This is a genomic window from Microvirga arabica, assembly GCF_016811235.1.
GTDB lineage: Bacteria > Pseudomonadota > Alphaproteobacteria > Rhizobiales > Beijerinckiaceae > Microvirga > Microvirga arabica.
In genome coordinates, this window is record NZ_JAFBID010000078.1 from 13,511 (window position 1) to 30,118 (window position 16,608).

15 protein-coding genes and 1 pseudogene are annotated in these 16,608 nt (G+C 63.8%); 10 read left to right on the forward strand and 6 right to left on the reverse strand.

Features of this window, described 5'->3' with window-relative positions; genetic code table 11:
• Positions 1-40: 40 nt before the first annotated feature.
• The 5 genes from JQC81_RS26315 (at position 41) to JQC81_RS26335 (ending at position 4,462) form a co-directional block, all read left to right on the forward strand.
• Positions 41-961 (forward strand): Bug family tripartite tricarboxylate transporter substrate binding protein, encoded by a 921-nt coding sequence (locus tag JQC81_RS26315; RefSeq protein ID WP_203274772.1) that lies wholly within the window; start codon positions 41-43, stop codon positions 959-961.
• Between the two features lie 64 nt (positions 962-1,025).
• Entirely contained in the window at positions 1,026-1,502 is a 477-nt protein-coding gene (locus tag JQC81_RS26320; protein ID WP_203274759.1) for a tripartite tricarboxylate transporter TctB family protein, read from the forward strand.
• A gap of 11 nt (positions 1,503-1,513) precedes the next feature.
• Positions 1,514-3,013 carry a tripartite tricarboxylate transporter permease gene (locus JQC81_RS26325; protein WP_203274760.1) on the forward strand — a complete coding sequence of 500 codons (1,500 nt, stop codon included), beginning with the start codon at positions 1,514-1,516 and terminating at the stop codon, positions 3,011-3,013.
• A gap of 109 nt (positions 3,014-3,122) precedes the next feature.
• Complete coding sequence (locus JQC81_RS26330) at positions 3,123-4,043, forward strand: GntR family transcriptional regulator (RefSeq protein ID WP_203274761.1); 921 nt, start codon at positions 3,123-3,125, stop codon at positions 4,041-4,043.
• 32 nt (positions 4,044-4,075) lie between these two features.
• Positions 4,076-4,462 carry an acyl-CoA thioesterase gene (locus tag JQC81_RS26335; RefSeq protein WP_203274762.1) on the forward strand — a complete coding sequence of 129 codons (387 nt, stop codon included), beginning with the start codon at positions 4,076-4,078 and terminating at the stop codon, positions 4,460-4,462.
• 221 nt (positions 4,463-4,683) lie between these two features.
• Here JQC81_RS26335 and JQC81_RS26340 read toward each other — a convergent pair whose 3' ends face one another.
• Together JQC81_RS26340 and JQC81_RS26345 are read right to left on the reverse strand one after the other, a co-directional pair.
• A complete protein-coding gene (locus JQC81_RS26340) occupies positions 4,684-6,078 on the reverse strand; it encodes a sensor histidine kinase (protein WP_203274763.1) in 1,395 nt (464 codons plus the stop codon).
• Positions 6,079-6,135: 57 nt separating this feature from the next.
• On the reverse strand, positions 6,136-7,896 hold the full coding sequence (locus JQC81_RS26345) for a histidine kinase famiy protein (RefSeq protein ID WP_203274764.1): 1,761 nt from the start codon (positions 7,894-7,896) through the stop codon (positions 6,136-6,138).
• Between the two features lie 518 nt (positions 7,897-8,414).
• Here JQC81_RS26345 and JQC81_RS26350 point away from each other — a divergent pair.
• Positions 8,415-10,643, forward strand: coding sequence for a PAS domain S-box protein (locus tag JQC81_RS26350; protein WP_203274765.1), 2,229 nt, complete (start codon positions 8,415-8,417; stop codon positions 10,641-10,643).
• Positions 10,644-11,046: 403 nt separating this feature from the next.
• Here the strand turns inward: JQC81_RS26350 and JQC81_RS26355 are convergent, their stop codons facing one another.
• Together JQC81_RS26355 and JQC81_RS26360 are read right to left on the reverse strand one after the other, a co-directional pair.
• Positions 11,047-11,370, reverse strand: a complete 324-nt coding sequence (locus JQC81_RS26355; protein WP_203274766.1) for a hypothetical protein — start codon at positions 11,368-11,370, stop codon at positions 11,047-11,049.
• Positions 11,371-11,568: 198 nt separating this feature from the next.
• Positions 11,569-11,862, reverse strand: a complete 294-nt coding sequence (locus tag JQC81_RS26360) for a response regulator (RefSeq protein ID WP_246520677.1) — start codon at positions 11,860-11,862, stop codon at positions 11,569-11,571.
• Positions 11,863-11,981: 119 nt separating this feature from the next.
• Here JQC81_RS26360 and JQC81_RS26365 point away from each other — a divergent pair.
• The 3 genes and pseudogenes from JQC81_RS26365 to JQC81_RS26375 all read left to right on the forward strand — a co-directional run.
• A pseudogene (locus JQC81_RS26365) lies at positions 11,982-12,071 on the forward strand (DnaJ domain-containing protein); the annotation flags it as partial.
• Positions 12,072-12,259: 188 nt separating this feature from the next.
• Positions 12,260-13,285: a hypothetical protein gene (locus tag JQC81_RS26370; protein WP_203274767.1), complete on the forward strand. Its 1,026-nt coding sequence runs from the start codon at positions 12,260-12,262 to the stop codon at positions 13,283-13,285.
• Positions 13,286-13,365: 80 nt separating this feature from the next.
• A complete protein-coding gene (locus tag JQC81_RS26375; protein WP_203274768.1) occupies positions 13,366-13,662 on the forward strand; it encodes a helix-turn-helix domain-containing protein in 297 nt (98 codons plus the stop codon).
• Between the two features lie 11 nt (positions 13,663-13,673).
• On the opposite strand, the gene JQC81_RS26380 is transcribed toward JQC81_RS26375, so the two are convergent.
• Entirely contained in the window at positions 13,674-15,593 is a 1,920-nt protein-coding gene (locus JQC81_RS26380; RefSeq protein WP_203274769.1) for a transglycosylase domain-containing protein, read from the reverse strand.
• A gap of 190 nt (positions 15,594-15,783) precedes the next feature.
• Here JQC81_RS26380 and JQC81_RS26385 point away from each other — a divergent pair, with 190 nt between their 5' ends.
• The gene (locus tag JQC81_RS26385; RefSeq protein WP_203274770.1) at positions 15,784-16,071 is read left to right on the forward strand and encodes a hypothetical protein; all 288 of its coding nucleotides are present in this window, start codon (positions 15,784-15,786) and stop codon (positions 16,069-16,071) included.
• A gap of 69 nt (positions 16,072-16,140) precedes the next feature.
• On the opposite strand, the gene JQC81_RS26390 is transcribed toward JQC81_RS26385, so the two are convergent.
• Positions 16,141-16,608: helix-turn-helix domain-containing protein (locus JQC81_RS26390; RefSeq protein ID WP_203274771.1), on the reverse strand; the 468-nt coding region annotated here is incomplete at its 5' end.

Here is a 16,608-nt window from a genome sequence, read left to right on the forward strand (position 1 = left end):
CCACTTGACCAACACGATCCGCGGTGTCGCTTTTGCCGCCATGACGCTCGTCGCGTCGTCTGCTTTTGCGCAGCAGGAACTCAAGATCATCGCCCCGGCCGGCCCCGGCGGCGGCTGGGACTCGGCCGCACGCTCGATCCAGCAGGTGCTCACGCAGACCGGCCTTGCCAAGAGCGTCCAGGTGGTCAACGTGACCGGCGCCGGCGGCACCGTGGGCCTGGCCCAGTTCGTCAACCAGGCCAAGGGCGATCCGACCCAGCTCATGGTCAACGGCATCACCATGGTGGGCGCCATCCTCACCAACAAGGCGCCGGTCACTCTCGATCAGGTGACGCCGATCGCGCGCCTCACGGGCGATCCGCTTGTTATCGTCGTGCCTGCCAATTCGCCGATCAAGTCGGTCAAGGAATTGGCCGATGCCGTGAAGGCCGATCCGGCGAAGGTCACCTGGGCCGGCGGCTCCGCGGGCGGCGCCGACCACATCCTCGCTGCACTCTTCGCCAAGGCGGCAGGCTCCGATCCGTCGAAGGTCAACTACATCGCCTTCTCCGGCGGTGGCGAGGCCCTGGCGGCCATGCTCGGCGGGCGCGTGACGGCCGGCATCTCGGGCTACGGCGAGTTCGAAAGCCAGATTAAGGCCGGCAAGCTGCGGGCGCTGGCGATCTCGTCCGGCAAGCGCCTCGCCAATGCCGATGTGCCGACCCTCAAGGAGCAGGGCATGGATGTCGAGGTCGTGAACTGGCGCGCCATCATGGCAGGCCCTGATATTACGGCTGAGCAGAAGAAGACCTTGACCGAGACTGTCGAGAAGGTGGTCAAGTCCAAGGAATGGGCCGAGATCCTCAAGCAGCGCGGCTGGGAAGACTTTTATCTCGCCGGCGAGCCCTTCCAGGCCTTCCTCAAGGAAGAGCAGGTGCGCGTCGGTGACGTGCTCAAGTCGGTCGGCCTCGTTAAGTCGTAACGGATGAAGCCCCGGGGAGCCCGCGCGGGCTCCCCGTTATGCTCCAACGCCACAGGATGAATCGATGATGTCGCTGCTTGCAAGGCGGCGCGCGGACAAGCGCGCGCTCGTGATGGGTCTCACCCTGCTTGTCCTCTCCGTCGTGGTGTGGCGGGACGCGACCGCACAGACGATGTCAGCCACCTACGGGATCGGACCAGCGGCGATGCCGTATCTGATCGCCATGGCACTGGTGGCCCTCGGTCTGGGACACATCGTGGTGGCATTCAGGGATGGGCTGCCCGTCCCGGAGCACGCCGATGGCATCGCGATTGGCTGGATCGCCCTTGGTCTCGTGGCCCTGCTGCTCTGCATCGCGTTCGGGGCCGGTTTCATCCTCGCGACGACCATCCTCTTCGCCGCCACCGCACGAGCGTTTGGACGGCGCGCGCTGCTGGTCGATGCCGCCATCGGGTTCGGCCTCGGTGTCGCGATCCACCTGCTGTTCAGCAAGCTCCTGACGCTGTCTCTCCCGGCAGGGCCGATTGAGCACCTGTTCTGAAGGAGCCTGCCATGGACTCGTTTCTTTCCCTCGGCCAGGGCTTCCTGGTTGCCCTTGAGCCCTCGAAGCTGTTGTTTGCCGCCATTGGCGTTCTTCTTGGCACCGCCGTCGGCGTGCTCCCCGGCATAGGTCCAGCGCTCACCGTGGCGCTGCTCCTGCCCGTCACCTTCAAGCTCGATCCCACCGGCTCGCTCATCATGTTTGCCGGCATCTACTACGGCGGCATGTACGGCGGGTCCACGACCGCGATCCTCATCAACGCGCCCGGCGAGAGCGCCTCGGTGGCAACCGCCATTGAGGGCAACAAGATGGCCAAGGCCGGACGCGGCGGTCCCGCATTGGCAACCTCCGCCATCGGCTCCTTCGTTGCAGGCACCATCGCCACCATCGGGCTGGCGTTCCTGGCGCCTTGGCTGGTGGAACTCGCCGTCAACTTCGGCCCCTGGGACTACTTCGCCCTGATGGTGCTCGCCTTTGTGACCGTATCGGCCACCTTCGGCGACTCGCCCTTGCGTGGGCTGACGAGCCTGACGATCGGACTGATGCTGGGGCTCGTCGGGATCGACAAGCTCACCGGACAGACCCGCATGGCTTTCGGCGTTCCCGAACTCTTCGACGGCGTCGAGGTCACCACGCTCGCCGTTGGCCTGTTTGCGGTCGGCGAGGCCCTATACGTGGCCTCGCGCTTCAAAGGCAATCCTGAGGAGATCGTGCCGATCAAAGGCTCGCTCTGGATGACCCGGGAGGATTGGCGGCGCTCCTGGAAGCCGTGGCTGCGGGGAGCGGCATTCGGTTTCCCCATCGGGGCGCTGCCGGCCGGTGGCGCCGAGGTGCCCACCTTCCTGTCCTACGTAACCGAGAAGAAGCTGTCGAAGCATCCGGAGGAGTTCGGCCATGGCGCCATCGAGGGTGTCGCCGGTCCCGAGGCCGCCAACAACGCCTCTGCGGCGGGAACGCTCGTCCCGTTGCTCACCCTCGGCCTCCCGACTTCAGCCACGGCGGCCATCATGTTGGCTGGATTCCAGCAGTACGGGCTCAATCCCGGCCCTCTCCTGTTCACCGAAAACCCGGCCTTGGTCTGGGGCTTGGTGGCCAGCCTCTTCATCGCCAACGCCATGCTCCTCGTCCTCAACCTGCCTTTAGTTGGGCTGTGGGTTCGGTTGCTGGCGATCCCGCAACCGTGGCTCTATGCGGGCATCCTCGTGTTCGCCGCCATGGGCACGGTTGCAGCCAAGCCTTCCGTGGTCGAGGTCGGGATGCTGTTCGTGTTCGGCTTCCTGGGACTGCTGATGCGCCGCTGGGACTATCCGGTTGCTCCCATGGTGGTCGGCCTCATCTTGGGACCCATGGCCGAGGCCCAGCTCCGGAGGGCCATGCAGATGACTTTAGGCGACCCGATGGTCTTCTTCGAGAACCCAGGCTCGGCCACGTTGCTGTCCCTGTCTGCGATGGCGCTCCTGGCACCGTTTGTCATGAAGGGACTGAGCCGGTTCAGGACGGCCGAGGATTGATGGAGGGAGAGCCGGTATCCTTTGGCCGCGTACCCGAGGATACCGTGAATGTAGCAAATCGGGTAAAGGAGGGTGAGCCGTCTTGAGAGTCGAGTGCGAGGATATGTTCATGAGTTCAGCCGGGGAGCGCACGGTCAACGGAAAACGCGAGTTGACCGAAGGTCTCGCCGCACAGATCCTGGAGCATATCCGAAGTGGCGCGCTGGCTACAGGAACGCACCTCACCGCACAGGGACTAGCCGAGCGCTTCAGCGTCTCGCGCTTTCCGGTCGGCCAGGCGCTGCAACTGCTCGCCGCCAAGGGCGTCCTCACCCATGAGCGCAACCGCGGCTACTTCGTGTCGGATGTGAAGGACGTGTCGCCCGAGACCCTGGGCCTCTCCACAAAGGATGATGCCGCGGAGGTCTACTTCAGGATTGCGGAAGACCATCTCCAGGGCCGCCTGCCTGAACCTGCCTCCGAGGCGTACCTCAAGGAAACCTACGGGATCTCCAAGGCACAGCTAAACGCCGTGTTGGGCCGGATAGCCCAGGAGGGCTGGGCCGAACGCCGTCCTGGTTACGGCTGGTCGTTCTCGCCGATGCTGACAACGCCGGAGAGCCTGGAGCAAACGTACAGGGTACGCTTGGCGCTCGAACCCGCCGCGTTGCTGGAGCCGACCTACCGCCTTGATCGTGACATTGCCGCCCGCTGTCGCGAGGCAGAGCTCCGCCTTCTCGGCGGCGCTATCGAAACGGACAGTGCCGCCGCGCTCCACGAACGGGGCGTGCGCTTTCACGAGGCCATCATCGGCGCATCCGGCAATCCGTTCTTCCTGGAGGCGGTCCGGCGCATCAACCGTGTCAGGCGCCTGCTCTCGTATCGCTCGATGGTCGACCGCAAGCGCTACCGCCAGCAATGCGAGGAGCACCTCCAGATCCTCGACCTGCTGGAGCGGGAGCGGAATGAAGAGGCCTCGCAGGCCCTGCGTCGCCACTTGGAGCACACCATCGGAAATCTCCAGGAAATCAGGCCGATCCTGGAGCACTGAGCGATACGGCTGGAGCCAGGAAGGGAGCCATCATGAGCGTCGAAATCCCCGGTGCGCGCGAGGCTGTCATCCGGACGATTGCAATGCCCTCGGACACGAACCCAGCCGGCGATATCTTTGGCGGATGGCTGATGGCGCAGATGGACCTGGCCGCCGGCAACGCAGCCGCTCGGCGTGCTCGAGGGCGCTGCGTGACCGTCGCAGTCGACGGGATGGTCTTCCACACTCCGGTTCATGTGGGTGACGAGGTCTCGGTCTACGCCGACCTGATTTCCACGGGACGCACGTCCATGAGGTTCCAGGTTGAAGCCTGGCGCCGTTCCCGCGACGGGGACGAACAGATCAAGGTGACTGAAGCAGTCTTCACGTTCGTTGCTATCGACAGCGGCTCCCGTCCCCGCCCACTGCCCCCAGGTTGAGCTCTTAGTTCTCTTACCTGCCGAAGGTCGGTTGTGGGTCAGGCAGTGAAATTCATTCACTGACAGGAACGTCCAATGCTCCTGCCCAAAGCGGAAGTTCGCCCCCGTCCGGAACGGGCCAGAACAGGACCTTTGCTTTTATACTGCCAAGGCAGTCGGCCCAGTGTCTCGGCCGATGGACAAGCTGACAGTGGTGAGGTGGCCGGCGCCTCAGAGCCCGATCAACCGGAACTTGGCTCCTGAAGGGCCGATAGCGGGGTCTCGATGCTCCAGACGATCCCAGTCGGCTCGTAGCGAATTCCGGCCTGTCCGCCGAAGCTCCCCGCGAGGCTTCGCTCAATCAGGCGCGAGCCGAAGCCCTTGCGCTCGGGCGCCTTGACGGGCGGACCGCCACTTTCCTGCCACCTGAACCGGAACAGGGCAGCATCCTTGTCCCCTGCCACATGCCACGTGATCTCGACCTGCCCGGTTTCCATCGACAGCGCCCCGTACTTGGCCGCATTGGTGCACAGCTCGTGCAGGGCCAGGGAGAGAGCAAGTGCCGCCTTGGGGCCGAGGCGAATATCAGGTCCGCTGCAATGGATCCGGCCGTGGTCGTTGTGCGACTGGATGGCGCCTTCGACGATCACCCTGATGCTGGCACTGGACCAGTTCTCTTGCAGCAAGGTGTCGTTCGCCCGGGCAAGGGCTGTCAACCTCTCGCCGAAAATAGTGCCCGCCTCTTCCAGGGAAGCGGCGCTTCGCATTGTTTGGGTGGAGATCGCCTGGACCATGGCAAGGGTGTTCTTCACCCGGTGCGCCAGTTCCTGCATCAGGAGCTGGCGCTGCTCCTCCGCCCGTTTGCGGTCCGTGATGTCGTAGACGGCTCCGATGACCCGGGAAGGCTCACCGGCTTCGTTGCGGACGATCTCCCCGCGCCGGGCCAGCCATCGCACCTGCCGGTCATCCTGGCGGATGATGCGGTACTCCGTGTAGCCGATCAGATCCTCGAGGGGACGGGCCAGCGATGTTGCGAGCAGATCACGGTCGTCGGGATGGGTGAACTCCTCAAACGCACCGACCCGGATCGACGTGTGCTGCCCTATTCCCCAGATGCGGCAGAACTCCTCTGTCACCATCACCTCGCCCGAGCGGATGTTCCACTCGAAGGTACCGATTCCCCCGGCATGCTGGGCGATCCGCAGCCGCTCCTCGCTGCTGGTAAGCGCCGCCAGGGTGCGCACCCGGTCGCCGATCTCCATCGAGATGCCGACGATGCCCACCATCTGCCCGCCGTCATCCAGAACGGGCGAGTCGGTCACCTGAACCGGGAAGCTATGTCCGTCCTTGTGCCTCAGGATGACATCTCCGGACCACATCTTGCCGGCCCTGAGGCAGTCCATGATCTCCTCGGCCTGAGGCAACCCCTCCGGGGGAATGTTCAGCTCCAGGATGTTGCGCCCGAGCGCCTCCTCGGCGGCCCATCCATACAGCCGCTCGGCGCAGCGGTTCCAGTAGGTAACGACCCCGGCGAGGTCTGTCGCGATAATCGCCTGCTCGACGGCATTAAGAAGCTGGGCCTGGAAGTGGACCTGTCGGCCTGAATCTACGGTTCCGGTTGAGGCAAACGACGTCATGATCAGCCGAATCATCCTTGAGCTTGCAATCTCGCAGCCGCCGCCGGCTATGCGGGATCAACCCTCGTGCCGCGGCCCCCGCGATGGGCTGGCCTCAGGTATCCGCCGCTCGCGCCCGCGGCCGTTCAGGGCTGCTCGAACCCGGTCGGCGAGGTCGGGCCGACGATACGGCTTTCCGAGCACGTCGGCTCCGCCCGATGCCTTTCCCTCTCTCAGGAGGTCATCGTTGTAGCCCGTAGTCAGGAGAATTCCGATGCCGGGGGAGCGCTCGCGAACGGCATCGGCCAGCGCCAGCCCGTTCATGCTGCCCGGCATGACAAGATCGGTGAACAAGAGGTCGATCCTGCCCTCGGCCTTGTCGAACACGGTGAGAGCCTCGTCGGCGTCCCGGGCGGTCAGGACGGTGTAGCCAAGTGCCGTCAGGTGCTCGCGTGCGATTTCGAGCACGTCGTGACTGTCCTCGACAACGAGGATCGTCTCCGCCTGGCCCCTGGGTTCCGCATGCGCCAGGTCCCGGCTCGGCCGATGGGGTGCATGCGCCTGCGCGTCGGCCGCCGGAAACAGCATGCGGATGGTCGTGCCCTTGCCGCGTTGGCTCTCAATCTCGAGCCGCCCGAGGGACTGCTGCACGAAGCCGTGCACCATGGCGAGCCCGAGCCCCGTGCCCTTGCCCTGACTCTTGGTGGTGAAGAACGGCTCGGTTGCCCGCTCCAGCACATGCGGGGGCATGCCCTCGCCCTCGTCGCTGATCGTGAGCGCGACGTAATCGCCCGGTGGGAGATGATGGGCGGACGCGTTCCCGTTGAGGTGCACCTTGGAAGTCGCAATGGTGACGCAGCCCCCTTTCGGCATGGCATCGCGGGCGTTGATCAGCACGTTGAGCACCGCCATCTCCAGATGCACCGGATCCACCAGGGCTGCCGGCACCCGGGAGCGCAGGTTGAGCTGGATCTCGATCTGCGGACCGACCGAGTTCTCCAGCATGTCGCCGAACTCGGTGATGAGGGTGTTGAGGTTCGTCGGCTTCGCCTCGAGCCGGGTCTTGCGGGCGAAGGCCAGGAGCTGCTTGGTCAGCTTGGCGCCGCGCTCAGCCGCACGGCTGGCGTTCTCCAGCGGGCGGCGCAGGGACTCGTCGTCCGTGCGGGACAGTGCCAGCTCCAGGTTGCCCGAGACCACCTGAAGCAGGTTGTTGAAGTCATGGGCCAGGCCCGCGGTGAGCTGGCCGATGCTCTCCATCTTCTGCGCTTGGCGGTAGGCTTGCTCAGAGGTCCGCCGCCGCGTCACGTCAAGCTGGGAGGCAAAGAAGTACAGGAGGCTGTCGTCCTTGTCGAAGACGGGAGCGATGAAGCAGGCATTCCAGAACGGGGTTCCGTCCCGCTTGTAGTTCAGAAGCTCGACCGAGACGGCCCGGCTCTCCTCGACGGCGTGCCGCAGTTCGGCAACGGCCTCCCGGTCCGTATGGGCGCCCTGGAGGAAGCGGCAGTTGCGCCCGAGAACCTCGTCCTCGGTGTAGCCGGTCAGGTCCTGGAAGGCGCGGTTGGCGAAGACGATCGGGTTGTCCGGCAGGTTAGGATCCGTGAGGATGATCGGCATCCGGGTCATCTCGATGGCGGCGAAGAACACGCTGCCCCGCTCATCAAGACCCGGTTGTGTGATTGCCGCCCTTTGCCAGTGGTGGATGCCCGGCCCGCCTGTCGGGTTGTAGGAGACGTTCTCGTGCTCGCCGGCTGCGGGAACACCGATGCTCTGCCCGTCTCCCTGAACATCAAGGGACGGCGGATTGCTTTCCGCGCCCTCGGGCGCGTCATTGTCAGTCATGGGTAACCTACGGCGCCCGGAGGCGAAGTTTCGGGAGGCACGACGGGATGCGCTGGCTTGGAATGCCCGGCCCTGTCCGCGAGCAGCGGTAGGTATCGCAGGCGGGGCATGTGTCAACCTATGCTTGGCAGCCAGCGCGGCCCTTGCATGCGTCCGGAATGTCGCAAGCGATGGATGCCTGCCCATCCGCTGTCGCGCCTGCCGGGGGGCTTGGGCCAATGGGTACCGATCACGCCCGCCTGCCGCGCGCAAGGCGGCACGCGTCAACTCGGCTCTTTGCCCGAGCGGCTTCCTGGCCTATCTAGCCACCCGACATCCTTCCAGCCTTCCTGTCGTATCCTCACCGATGCCCATCAACTCCTCCTCGCCCAGGTTCATGAACCTGGACCAATCTCCTAGTGCGTGGGTCGGGTGTCGGCCGATCCTCGGCTGCGAAGGCAGGGACACCGTTCACCTCAGCTTGTTCGGGTCCAGGGAGCAACTCGCTCGGGGACCGTGCCCATGTGCGGAGGGTACACATGCGCCCTGACGTCACCGGACCTGAACTGTACTTCCTTGGCGGAGAGGGAGAAGCGGGAGCGCTCATGCGCTCCCTGGACTGGTCCGCATCCCCGCTTGGGAACCCGAAGCAGTGGCCGCAGAGCCTGCGGACGGTCGTGAGCCTCATGCTCAATTCCAAGTTCCCGATGTTCGTGGCATGGGGGCCCGAGCTGGGTTTTCTCTACAATGACGGCTATGCGGAGATCCTCGGGGCCAAGCACCCCGCCGCCATGGGCGGGCGCTTCAAGGACATCTGGTCCGAGATCTGGCCGGACATCGAGCCGCTGATCGGCAAGGCCCTCGCGGGCGAGGCCAGCTTCTGGGAGGACCTGCCGCTGGTCGTGCGGCGAAGGGGCTTTGACGAGCAGGCCTACTTCACCTTCTCCTACAGCCCGGTTCATGACGAGACGGGCGGTATCGGTGGCATGTTCTGTGCGGTCACGGAGACCACCCGGGAGGTGGAGACCCGCGCGTCCCTGAGGGCCGAGAAGGACCGCCTTCAGAGCTTCTTCCAGCAGGCGCCAGGCTTGATGGTGATGCTCAGCGGACCCGAGCACGTCTTTGAGCTGGCCAATCCCTCCTACTTGAAGGTTATCGGCGCGCGTGAGGTCATCGGCAAGCCGGTGCGCGAGGCTCTGCCAGAGCTGGCGGGCCAAGGCTTCTTCGAGATCCTCGACGGGGTCTATGCCACGGGCGAACCGTTCGTTGGGCGGCAGATGCCGATTACCCTCCAGCGGCCCGGCGAGCCACCGCGCAGCCTCTACTTCGACTTCGTTTACCAGCCGATCACCGATAGCCAGGGCCGGGTGATCGGCATCTTCGGTGAGGGGCATGACGTCACCGACCTTAAGCAGGCTGAGATCGCCCTGCGGGAGAGCGAGGAGCGTTTCCGCACCGTGGCGGACAGCGCTCCGGCTCTGATCTGGATGAGCGATGAGACAGGCCAGATCATCTTTGCCAATCATCATTACGAGACCCTGTTCGGCAACCCGGCCAATGACCTGGAGGGTGCAGGCTGGACCCGTGTCGTTCATCCGGAGGATCTTGAGAGCTTTCGCTCGGCGTACCTGCGGGCCTTCGAGAGGCGAGTGCCCGTCAGCGTCAATACCAGGGTCAGGGATCGGGACGGTCAGATCCGCTGGCTGCGCTGCGAGGGGGTTCCCCGCCTGGGGAGTGATGGCCGTTTCCTTGGGTTCACAGGCTGCAATGTGGACGTCTCCGAAGCCAAGCAGGCGGAGATTGCCCTGAGGGACAGTGAGGAGCGCTTCTCGACCGCTCTGACGATAGCAGATCTCGGAACCTTCGACTGGAACCTGCGTGACAACACCGTTGTGGCGTCAGAGCGAACGCGCGCGATATTCGGGTTCGCCGAGGGTGAAGGCGGGAGAGCCGAGGACTACTTCAGCCGGATGCTGCCTGAGGATGTAGAGCGGGTGCGCGCCGAGGTCGAGGCCACGCTCCGCGGCTCGGGAAGGCTGGACACGCAGTACCGCATACACTTGCCCGATGGCTCCATCCGGTACATCGCCAGCCTGAGCCAGCTCTACCGGGATGCTCAGGGACAACCCGAGCGCGAGGTCGGGGTGTTCGAGGACATCACCGAACAGAAGCAGTGGGAGGAGCACCAATTGCTCCTGATCAACGAGCTCAACCATCGTGTCAAGAACACGCTGGCAACAGTGCAGTCGATTGCTTCCCAGACCCTGCGCACCACCGAGACGGCAGCGGAAGCCAAAACAGCGATAGAGAGCCGCCTGCTCGCTTTGTCCCGCACCCATGACGTGCTCACGCGTGAGAACTGGGAGGGAGCCGATCTTTACGAGATCGTAGAGCAGGCGGTGGCTCCCTACTCCAGCGAGAGCGAGGACAGACTTCATCTGAGCGGACCAAAGGTTCGCCTGTCACCACGCATGGCGCTGGCGCTTGCCATGGCGCTTCAGGAACTGGCGACGAACGCTGTCAAGTACGGCGCTCTGTCCAACGCCACGGGCCAGATCACGGTCACCTGGAACGTGGAGCAAGGCGAGCCATCCACCCTCGACCTGCGTTGGGCGGAGAGCGGAGGGCCTGCCGTGCGGACACCCACCCGCAGAGGGTTCGGTTCCCGGTTGATCGAGCGAAGCCTGGCACAGGATCTCGGGGGAAACGTTCAGATCGCCTTTGCTCCGACAGGGGTGACCTGCACTGTGCGTGCCCCACTGACCTGACGTTTGGCAGCTATCGGCAAAGGTGGAAGATCTGCTCCGGGTCAGACCAGGAAATCCCGTCCCCTTTGAGAGCGTCCGGTGTTCCTGGCTCGAGCTGACGTTCGGTGTTCTGCGCAGCAGTGTTATCACTGTCCTGGGGAGGCGAACCCTTGTTCAGAGGGTCGCCCCTTGAGAATGGAAAGCAATGAGCCTCTTAGACAAGCTGCGCCGATGGATCAGCCATTGGCACCCAGTGGTCGTGTGATCCCAGTGACATGGCATCCCTCATCGGCAAGCTCACGGTGCTGACGCATGACCTGATGGCGGCCCGTAAGTAGCGAGACTTCATGGAGCGTCCTCAGAACCCCTCATGTCCCTGAGCACGCGCTCTTCTGGAGCGGCGCCGTATAGCCGAGCAAGTGTCCTATTGCTCCGTGAAGAAGGTGAGCACCACCTTGCCCTTATCGCTCACAAGGCAGACGAAGCGGTTCGGCTTGTCGCTTTTCTCGCGCTGGAGGTAGGCGTCGCCCATGACCACCATGCGGATCGGTGTATCCTCCACCTTGGTGGCTGCCTTGGAGATGGCCAGCGACTGGATGTCGAAGGTGAGATGCTCAATCGAGGGCGAACGCTCCTTAAGAGCCGCCAGCCCTGACAGGCGACACGCCTCAACCTCCACCGGCACCTGAGCAAGGGCTGAGGATGCTAGAAGAAGGGTGCTCCCAAGAACGGCCAGTGCAATGCGCATAGGTCTCTCCGTTACGGTGAAGGTCCGGCGATAGATCCTGTCGCGGATCTGGTGTGGGCTGCTAGTGCGACGACGTGGCCTCAACGGCGCGAAGTACTTCGTCGACCAAGTGCGGCAGACCGTAAGGCTTGGCGAGAAACGCAGCGCCCGGTGGAAGGCGATCAGCGTGGCACCGGCCCGAGCGGCCTGAAGTCAGGATCACGGCAAGTCCGGGCTGTGCCTTGAGGGCCTGTTGGGCGAGCTCGCACCCATCCAGCCCCCTAAGTTGATGTCCGTGAACAGCACGTCAGGGGCCTCTTCAGCGAGGATGACGTTGGCCTCCTCGGCGCTGGCGGCGGACAGGACTGTGAAACCCGCCTCTTCGAGCGCCTCGGCTGCCACAGCCCCAACAAGCAGGTCATCCTCAACGACCAGAACACGGGTGCGGCTTGCCTCTGCGAGCCGGCGCTCAGGCTGTGGGACACGGCTCCAGAGCGAAGAGATCGGCGTCATAAGGGTGGCCCTTCTCGTGCGAGTTTGCTGAGCTAACCCAGAACTCAAAGGAGACGTTCACAGGCGCAATGGCCTTCTGCTCAGCATGGTGAGCGATCTGTTAACAGCTCCCTGCTCCCAGGCTCCACCCGGACCAAGGCGGTTCGACCTATCTCGCGGCTCGCGTCGACCAAGCCAAGGACTTTCTGTTGAGCCGGCATGACAGGTGATCGGCAGCACGGCAGGTCTGATCTAAGGCTTCCCAGACCTTGTGACCGGCCGAGGTGTAAGGGAGTGCTCCTCCGTCGATGCCTTCGATCATGATCTCACTCGGGCCGCTGCCGAATGGTCGTGAGCGACGGATGCTCTATCTGTTGCGGGATCACTTTCAGACAGGTGTCCTGCGATGTCTGTTTGCATGCTCGCTGACCCGATCGTCATCCGCAAGGCATTGGACCTCGTGGGAGCCGAACTCCGCGACCGGAGGATGCTTGGCGAGATTATGGTCTGCCGGGGCAGCGTTTTTCTCTTGCGCTACGGCTGGACCGATGACGGCACCCGCATCGAGGTCGACGTCTCCTTTGATGGCAAGAACGGCCCGATCCGGCAGGCCTGCGAACGGGCAGGGCAAGCCGTCAGGCTTCTGGATGGTTGGCTCGATCGCCTCCTGCCAAGGCTGTGCCGGGATGGTGTTTCGACCTCTGGCGACTTCCCGACCGGAATGTACCCCACGTGGGAGAAGCCAGGACTTCGTGTGTTGGCGGCTTCACCCGATCTGCTGATTCCAATGATTTTCCTGGCCACCCTGCGCCCCATGCCTGACATGACCCTCGACGACATGGAGCCAGCTTTCCGGATTGCAGCCGCAGTCGGCATCAGAACGAGTAAGCGCCTCAGGAGGCTCGTCCTGCCCTATCTCGAGCGCAAGCCCGGGCGTGACGCTGACTTTGAGCGTATGATTGAGGGGAGGCTCTCCCGTTTCGAGGAGGGGCTTGACCGCTTCGGTCTCGGACCGCCCCTGAAGAGCGAGCCGAAATCACTCGCCGACGTGGTTGACCTCGTCCGTGAGAATCTCGATTGGTTCAACCTTGCTATGTACCAGTTCAAGGGGGTCTTTTACCTAGAGAATCCGAACACACAGCAAGCGATGCTTGATCCGGCCCCTGTCCCGTTAGGTATCGCCAAGAACGACGCATGGATAGGTGCCACGGGAGAGCATCTGTCCCAACGCTGGGGTCTCAAGGTGCCGGCATGGACCCAGGAGGCAGCCTTCATGGGCGGCCCCGTTCCCGATTTCTGGTCCACGGATCCGACCGCACGGGATATCGAGATCGTGGAGACACCTCCGGCCTTTCGTCGACGGCTGCTGTTCTCATCAGCGGAGCCGCTCATGGACGCCAAGTTTCCGAACCACAGGAAGGTTCGGATGCCGTACTGGCGATGAGGGGCGGCCGCTGATCCTCCGCTCTGTCATTGACGCGCTACGCCACTGACGTATGTCCTCCGTCCATCAGGGGAACGTCCATGAGCAATGACAGCGAGTTCGAGGACCTCATTGCCAGCCTTGGCTCCATTCTCGCAGAGACAGGCGATGATCTCAGTCTCGGCAGCGGGCTAAGGCTACCCGCTGCCATTGATGCAGCGGCTGTGCGGAGCAAGACCGGCCTCTCGCAAGCCGCTTTCGCTCGCCGCATCGGTGTAGCGGTGGGAACGCTGCGCAATTGGGAACAGGGCCGCCGGTCGCCACAGGGACCAGCACGGGTCCTGCTGGCGCTGCTGGACCGCAATCCGAGCATTGTCGAGGACACCCTTGGGACCTGAGTGCAGATCGCCTACGTCCTTTTGTCCCTGGACGGTTTTTTCTGAGCGGATGAGGCGCTAGGCAGCGTCATGGCCTGAGGCAGGGACGAGAGCCAATCGACGATCTTGCCTGGCTCAAGACCTCGCTTGGGGCGTGCACTCGCGAGCCGTTGCTCTTCCAACCTCTGCTGGCGCTCAGCCCATTCGTTCACCGCAGTGGCAACACGCCCAAAGTAAGCAGCCGGTGCCCCCGCACCCGCAACAGCGTGTCCGGCTGCGCCGCGGCGGCGCCCCATCCAGACCCCGAAGACCCGTTGCTCACTCCAGCCGACGAACCAGGCATCAGCATTGCCGGTCGAGGTCCCGGTCTTCCCATAAGCGGCCCAGTGCTTCATCTGCGCCGCGCGCCCGGTCCCATGCTGGACCACCTCACGCAGCACCGCTTGAGTCGGCTCAATGCATTTTTCATGGATGACCCTCGTCCGCATGGGGGTGAGAAAGTCAGCCCGCACTTGGCCGCGGCCATCGACCACCGCCAGCAGGCCTGATGGCTCGATACGGTAGCCACCATTGGCCACGGCTGTGTAGGCGGCCGTCATGGTCATGACATTGCTTGAGTAGGAGCCGAGGACAAAGCTTGAGTCGGCTGCAGGCCCAGGATCGATACCGATGCGGCGGCTGACTGTAGCGACAGTGTCAGCCCCGAGTTCCTGTGTCAGCCGCACGGCAGCGGCGTTGCGTGACGAGGCAAAAGCCTCTTTCAGTGTCGTCTGCCCGCGGTACCCCAGCTCGCCGTTCGCCGGCCAAGTCCCTCTGACCGGCTGGTCCATAACCCGGCTCTCTGGCATCCTGCCAGCCTCGCAGGCGGCAATCAGCAAGGGCAGCTTCGCCGTTGAGCCGGCCTGCACGCGGGCTTTGACGGCGTTGTTGAACTGCCGCTGTGACCAGTTCACAGAGCCGACCATCGCCTGCACCCGTCCATTGGGGGCCATCATCACCGCTCCCGCATCATACTGGAGCGGAACAGCCCCGTCCTTGACCAGCCTGCTGAGCTGCTGCTCCGCAATATGCTGGACGCGCGGGTTGAGGGTGACGAAGAACCGGACTGTCTCACCCGGTTGCACGTACTTCTCGCCCCAAGTCTCCACGACCCATTCAGCAAAGGCCTGTGGCTGGATCTTGAACTCCGGCAGCATGCCGGGACGGATCCCGGCTTTCTCAGCCTGACGGCGCTCCTTATCGCTGATCAGATCCTGCTCGGCCATGAGCTTCAGGACGAGAAGCGCTCGTTCGTGCGCTCGCTCCCGGGTGCTCTCCCGAAGCGGGTTGAGCCGGGCAGGTGCCTTGACCATGCCGGCCAGCAGAGCTGCCTCGTACAGGGTCAGATCCTTGGGCTCCTTGCGGAAGTAGTGCCGGCTTGCTCGATACAGCCCGACGATGTCGCGGCCGCCGAACTCGATCTGGTTGAGGTAGGCGGCCAGGAGTTCCTCCTTGCCAACGGCCTCGTTGAAGAGCCCTGCATACCAGACCTCCGCGCCTTTGCGCTCGAGACGCGTGAGCACGTCACTGGCGCGCAAATCATGGAATACCAGGTTCTTGAGCAACTGCATCGGGATTGTGCTGCCTCCGCGGGTGAGACCGCCTTTGAGCACGGACAGCAGCGCGGTTACATCGACGCCGCTGTGGTCGAAGTAGCGTTTGTCCTCTATGGCGATGATCGCCTTCTTCATCACCTCAGGGATCTCTGAGGGTGCGAGCACGACCGGACAGCGGCAGTAGGCGTCCCAGCCTGTCTTGGTGCGGGTGACCATCACCTGGGGCGAGGCTACCAGGAGGCGCAGAGATCTAGGTTGGAGATCCCAGAAGTGCACCGGGTCTGCGGCTTGTGCGGCGGGTGTGTGGGAGAGGCTGGCGAGCAGAAGAGCAGTGGCAAAAGCCAGAGCGCGGGTCATCGGAGGCCCTATGACGCGCCGACCGATTCGGCGCCAAGGCCTTCAACAAACACGAAGACTATGGCGAAACTGGTATGGTGTTACGGCCAAGCTTCATCGCCAGGCCGCCATGCTGCCTTCAGGCTACAAATCATCATTCAGCTATCTCACTCCCATGCTCGCGAGAACTCTTCATGTGAGCACAGTCCGGATGCTGATCCGTACCACCACGTTTTACGTGGCTATCGCGACTTGTGTGAAGCTTCTCATTCCGCACCCGCTGCCTGACAATCATCTGCATGCGGCTCAACGCGTCCTGAACCTCGAGACGACCAGAAACCTCCTGAGCCGAGAACTCGTGCCGGCACAGCCGGCAGATCAGATCGGCTCCGAACTGGAGCTTGCGCAACCGGACCTTGAACAGCTGCAGGCAATGAGGACAGGCCAGATCGATCCGTGTGCTCCCGTGATCCTCGAACAAGCTGCCCTCTCCGGTTAAGGTTCGTCCTAAGGGCTGAACCATGGCAGTAAGGCGACAAAGAGGCGTCGCCTGTGTGGCTGGATAGCGTCAGACGATGCCCCAGGCGCGGTAGCGGGTTCGTCCAGTGAGCTCGCGCGGCAGAGCGCCGCCGAGCTGGGCCAGCATCAGGTCGACGGCCTTGGGCGTGACTTTCAACAGTTTGGCCCCGAGCGGCACCGTCACCAGCGGGCGCGACAGGAACAGCTCGACCAGCTCCGGCAGCTTCGAGTTGGAGCGAGTCTTAGCCGTGACCCGACTCATCAGCTCGCGGGCGACGATGAGCCGGTCGAAATCCTTGTGGGCGATGGCAAGCGCCTCCTCCAGCACTTGGCAGAAGCCCTCCAGCTTCTCGGCCGCTCCTTCCCGCCCCTGCGGCCGGGACCTCGATTGCTTGAACCCGGCGGCCAGCGGCAGGAGATGGCAGGTGAGCCCGCGGGCGCGCAGGATGGCGGCGGCCATGATCAGGCCGTGCCAAGGCAGGCGGGTGTACAGGTTGAGATCCAGCCACGCGTTCCA

Coding starts and splice junctions, on each gene's coding strand:
- JQC81_RS26315 (WP_203274772.1), top strand. CDS start 41: ATGACGCTCGTCGCGTCGTCTGCTTTTGCGCAGCAGGAACTCAAGATC.
- JQC81_RS26320 (WP_203274759.1), top strand. CDS start 1,026: ATGATGTCGCTGCTTGCAAGGCGGCGCGCGGACAAGCGCGCGCTCGTG.
- JQC81_RS26325 (WP_203274760.1), top strand. CDS start 1,514: ATGGACTCGTTTCTTTCCCTCGGCCAGGGCTTCCTGGTTGCCCTTGAG.
- JQC81_RS26330 (WP_203274761.1), top strand. CDS start 3,123: ATGAGTTCAGCCGGGGAGCGCACGGTCAACGGAAAACGCGAGTTGACC.
- JQC81_RS26335 (WP_203274762.1), top strand. CDS start 4,076: ATGAGCGTCGAAATCCCCGGTGCGCGCGAGGCTGTCATCCGGACGATT.
- JQC81_RS26340 (WP_203274763.1), bottom strand. CDS start 6,078: ATGACGTCGTTTGCCTCAACCGGAACCGTAGATTCAGGCCGACAGGTC.
- JQC81_RS26345 (WP_203274764.1), bottom strand. CDS start 7,896: ATGACTGACAATGACGCGCCCGAGGGCGCGGAAAGCAATCCGCCGTCC.
- JQC81_RS26350 (WP_203274765.1), top strand. CDS start 8,415: ATGCGCCCTGACGTCACCGGACCTGAACTGTACTTCCTTGGCGGAGAG.
- JQC81_RS26355 (WP_203274766.1), bottom strand. CDS start 11,370: ATGCGCATTGCACTGGCCGTTCTTGGGAGCACCCTTCTTCTAGCATCC.
- JQC81_RS26360 (WP_246520677.1), bottom strand. CDS start 11,862: ATGACGCCGATCTCTTCGCTCTGGAGCCGTGTCCCACAGCCTGAGCGC.
- JQC81_RS26370 (WP_203274767.1), top strand. CDS start 12,260: ATGCTCGCTGACCCGATCGTCATCCGCAAGGCATTGGACCTCGTGGGA.
- JQC81_RS26375 (WP_203274768.1), top strand. CDS start 13,366: ATGAGCAATGACAGCGAGTTCGAGGACCTCATTGCCAGCCTTGGCTCC.
- JQC81_RS26380 (WP_203274769.1), bottom strand. CDS start 15,593: ATGACCCGCGCTCTGGCTTTTGCCACTGCTCTTCTGCTCGCCAGCCTC.
- JQC81_RS26385 (WP_203274770.1), top strand. CDS start 15,784: ATGCTGATCCGTACCACCACGTTTTACGTGGCTATCGCGACTTGTGTG.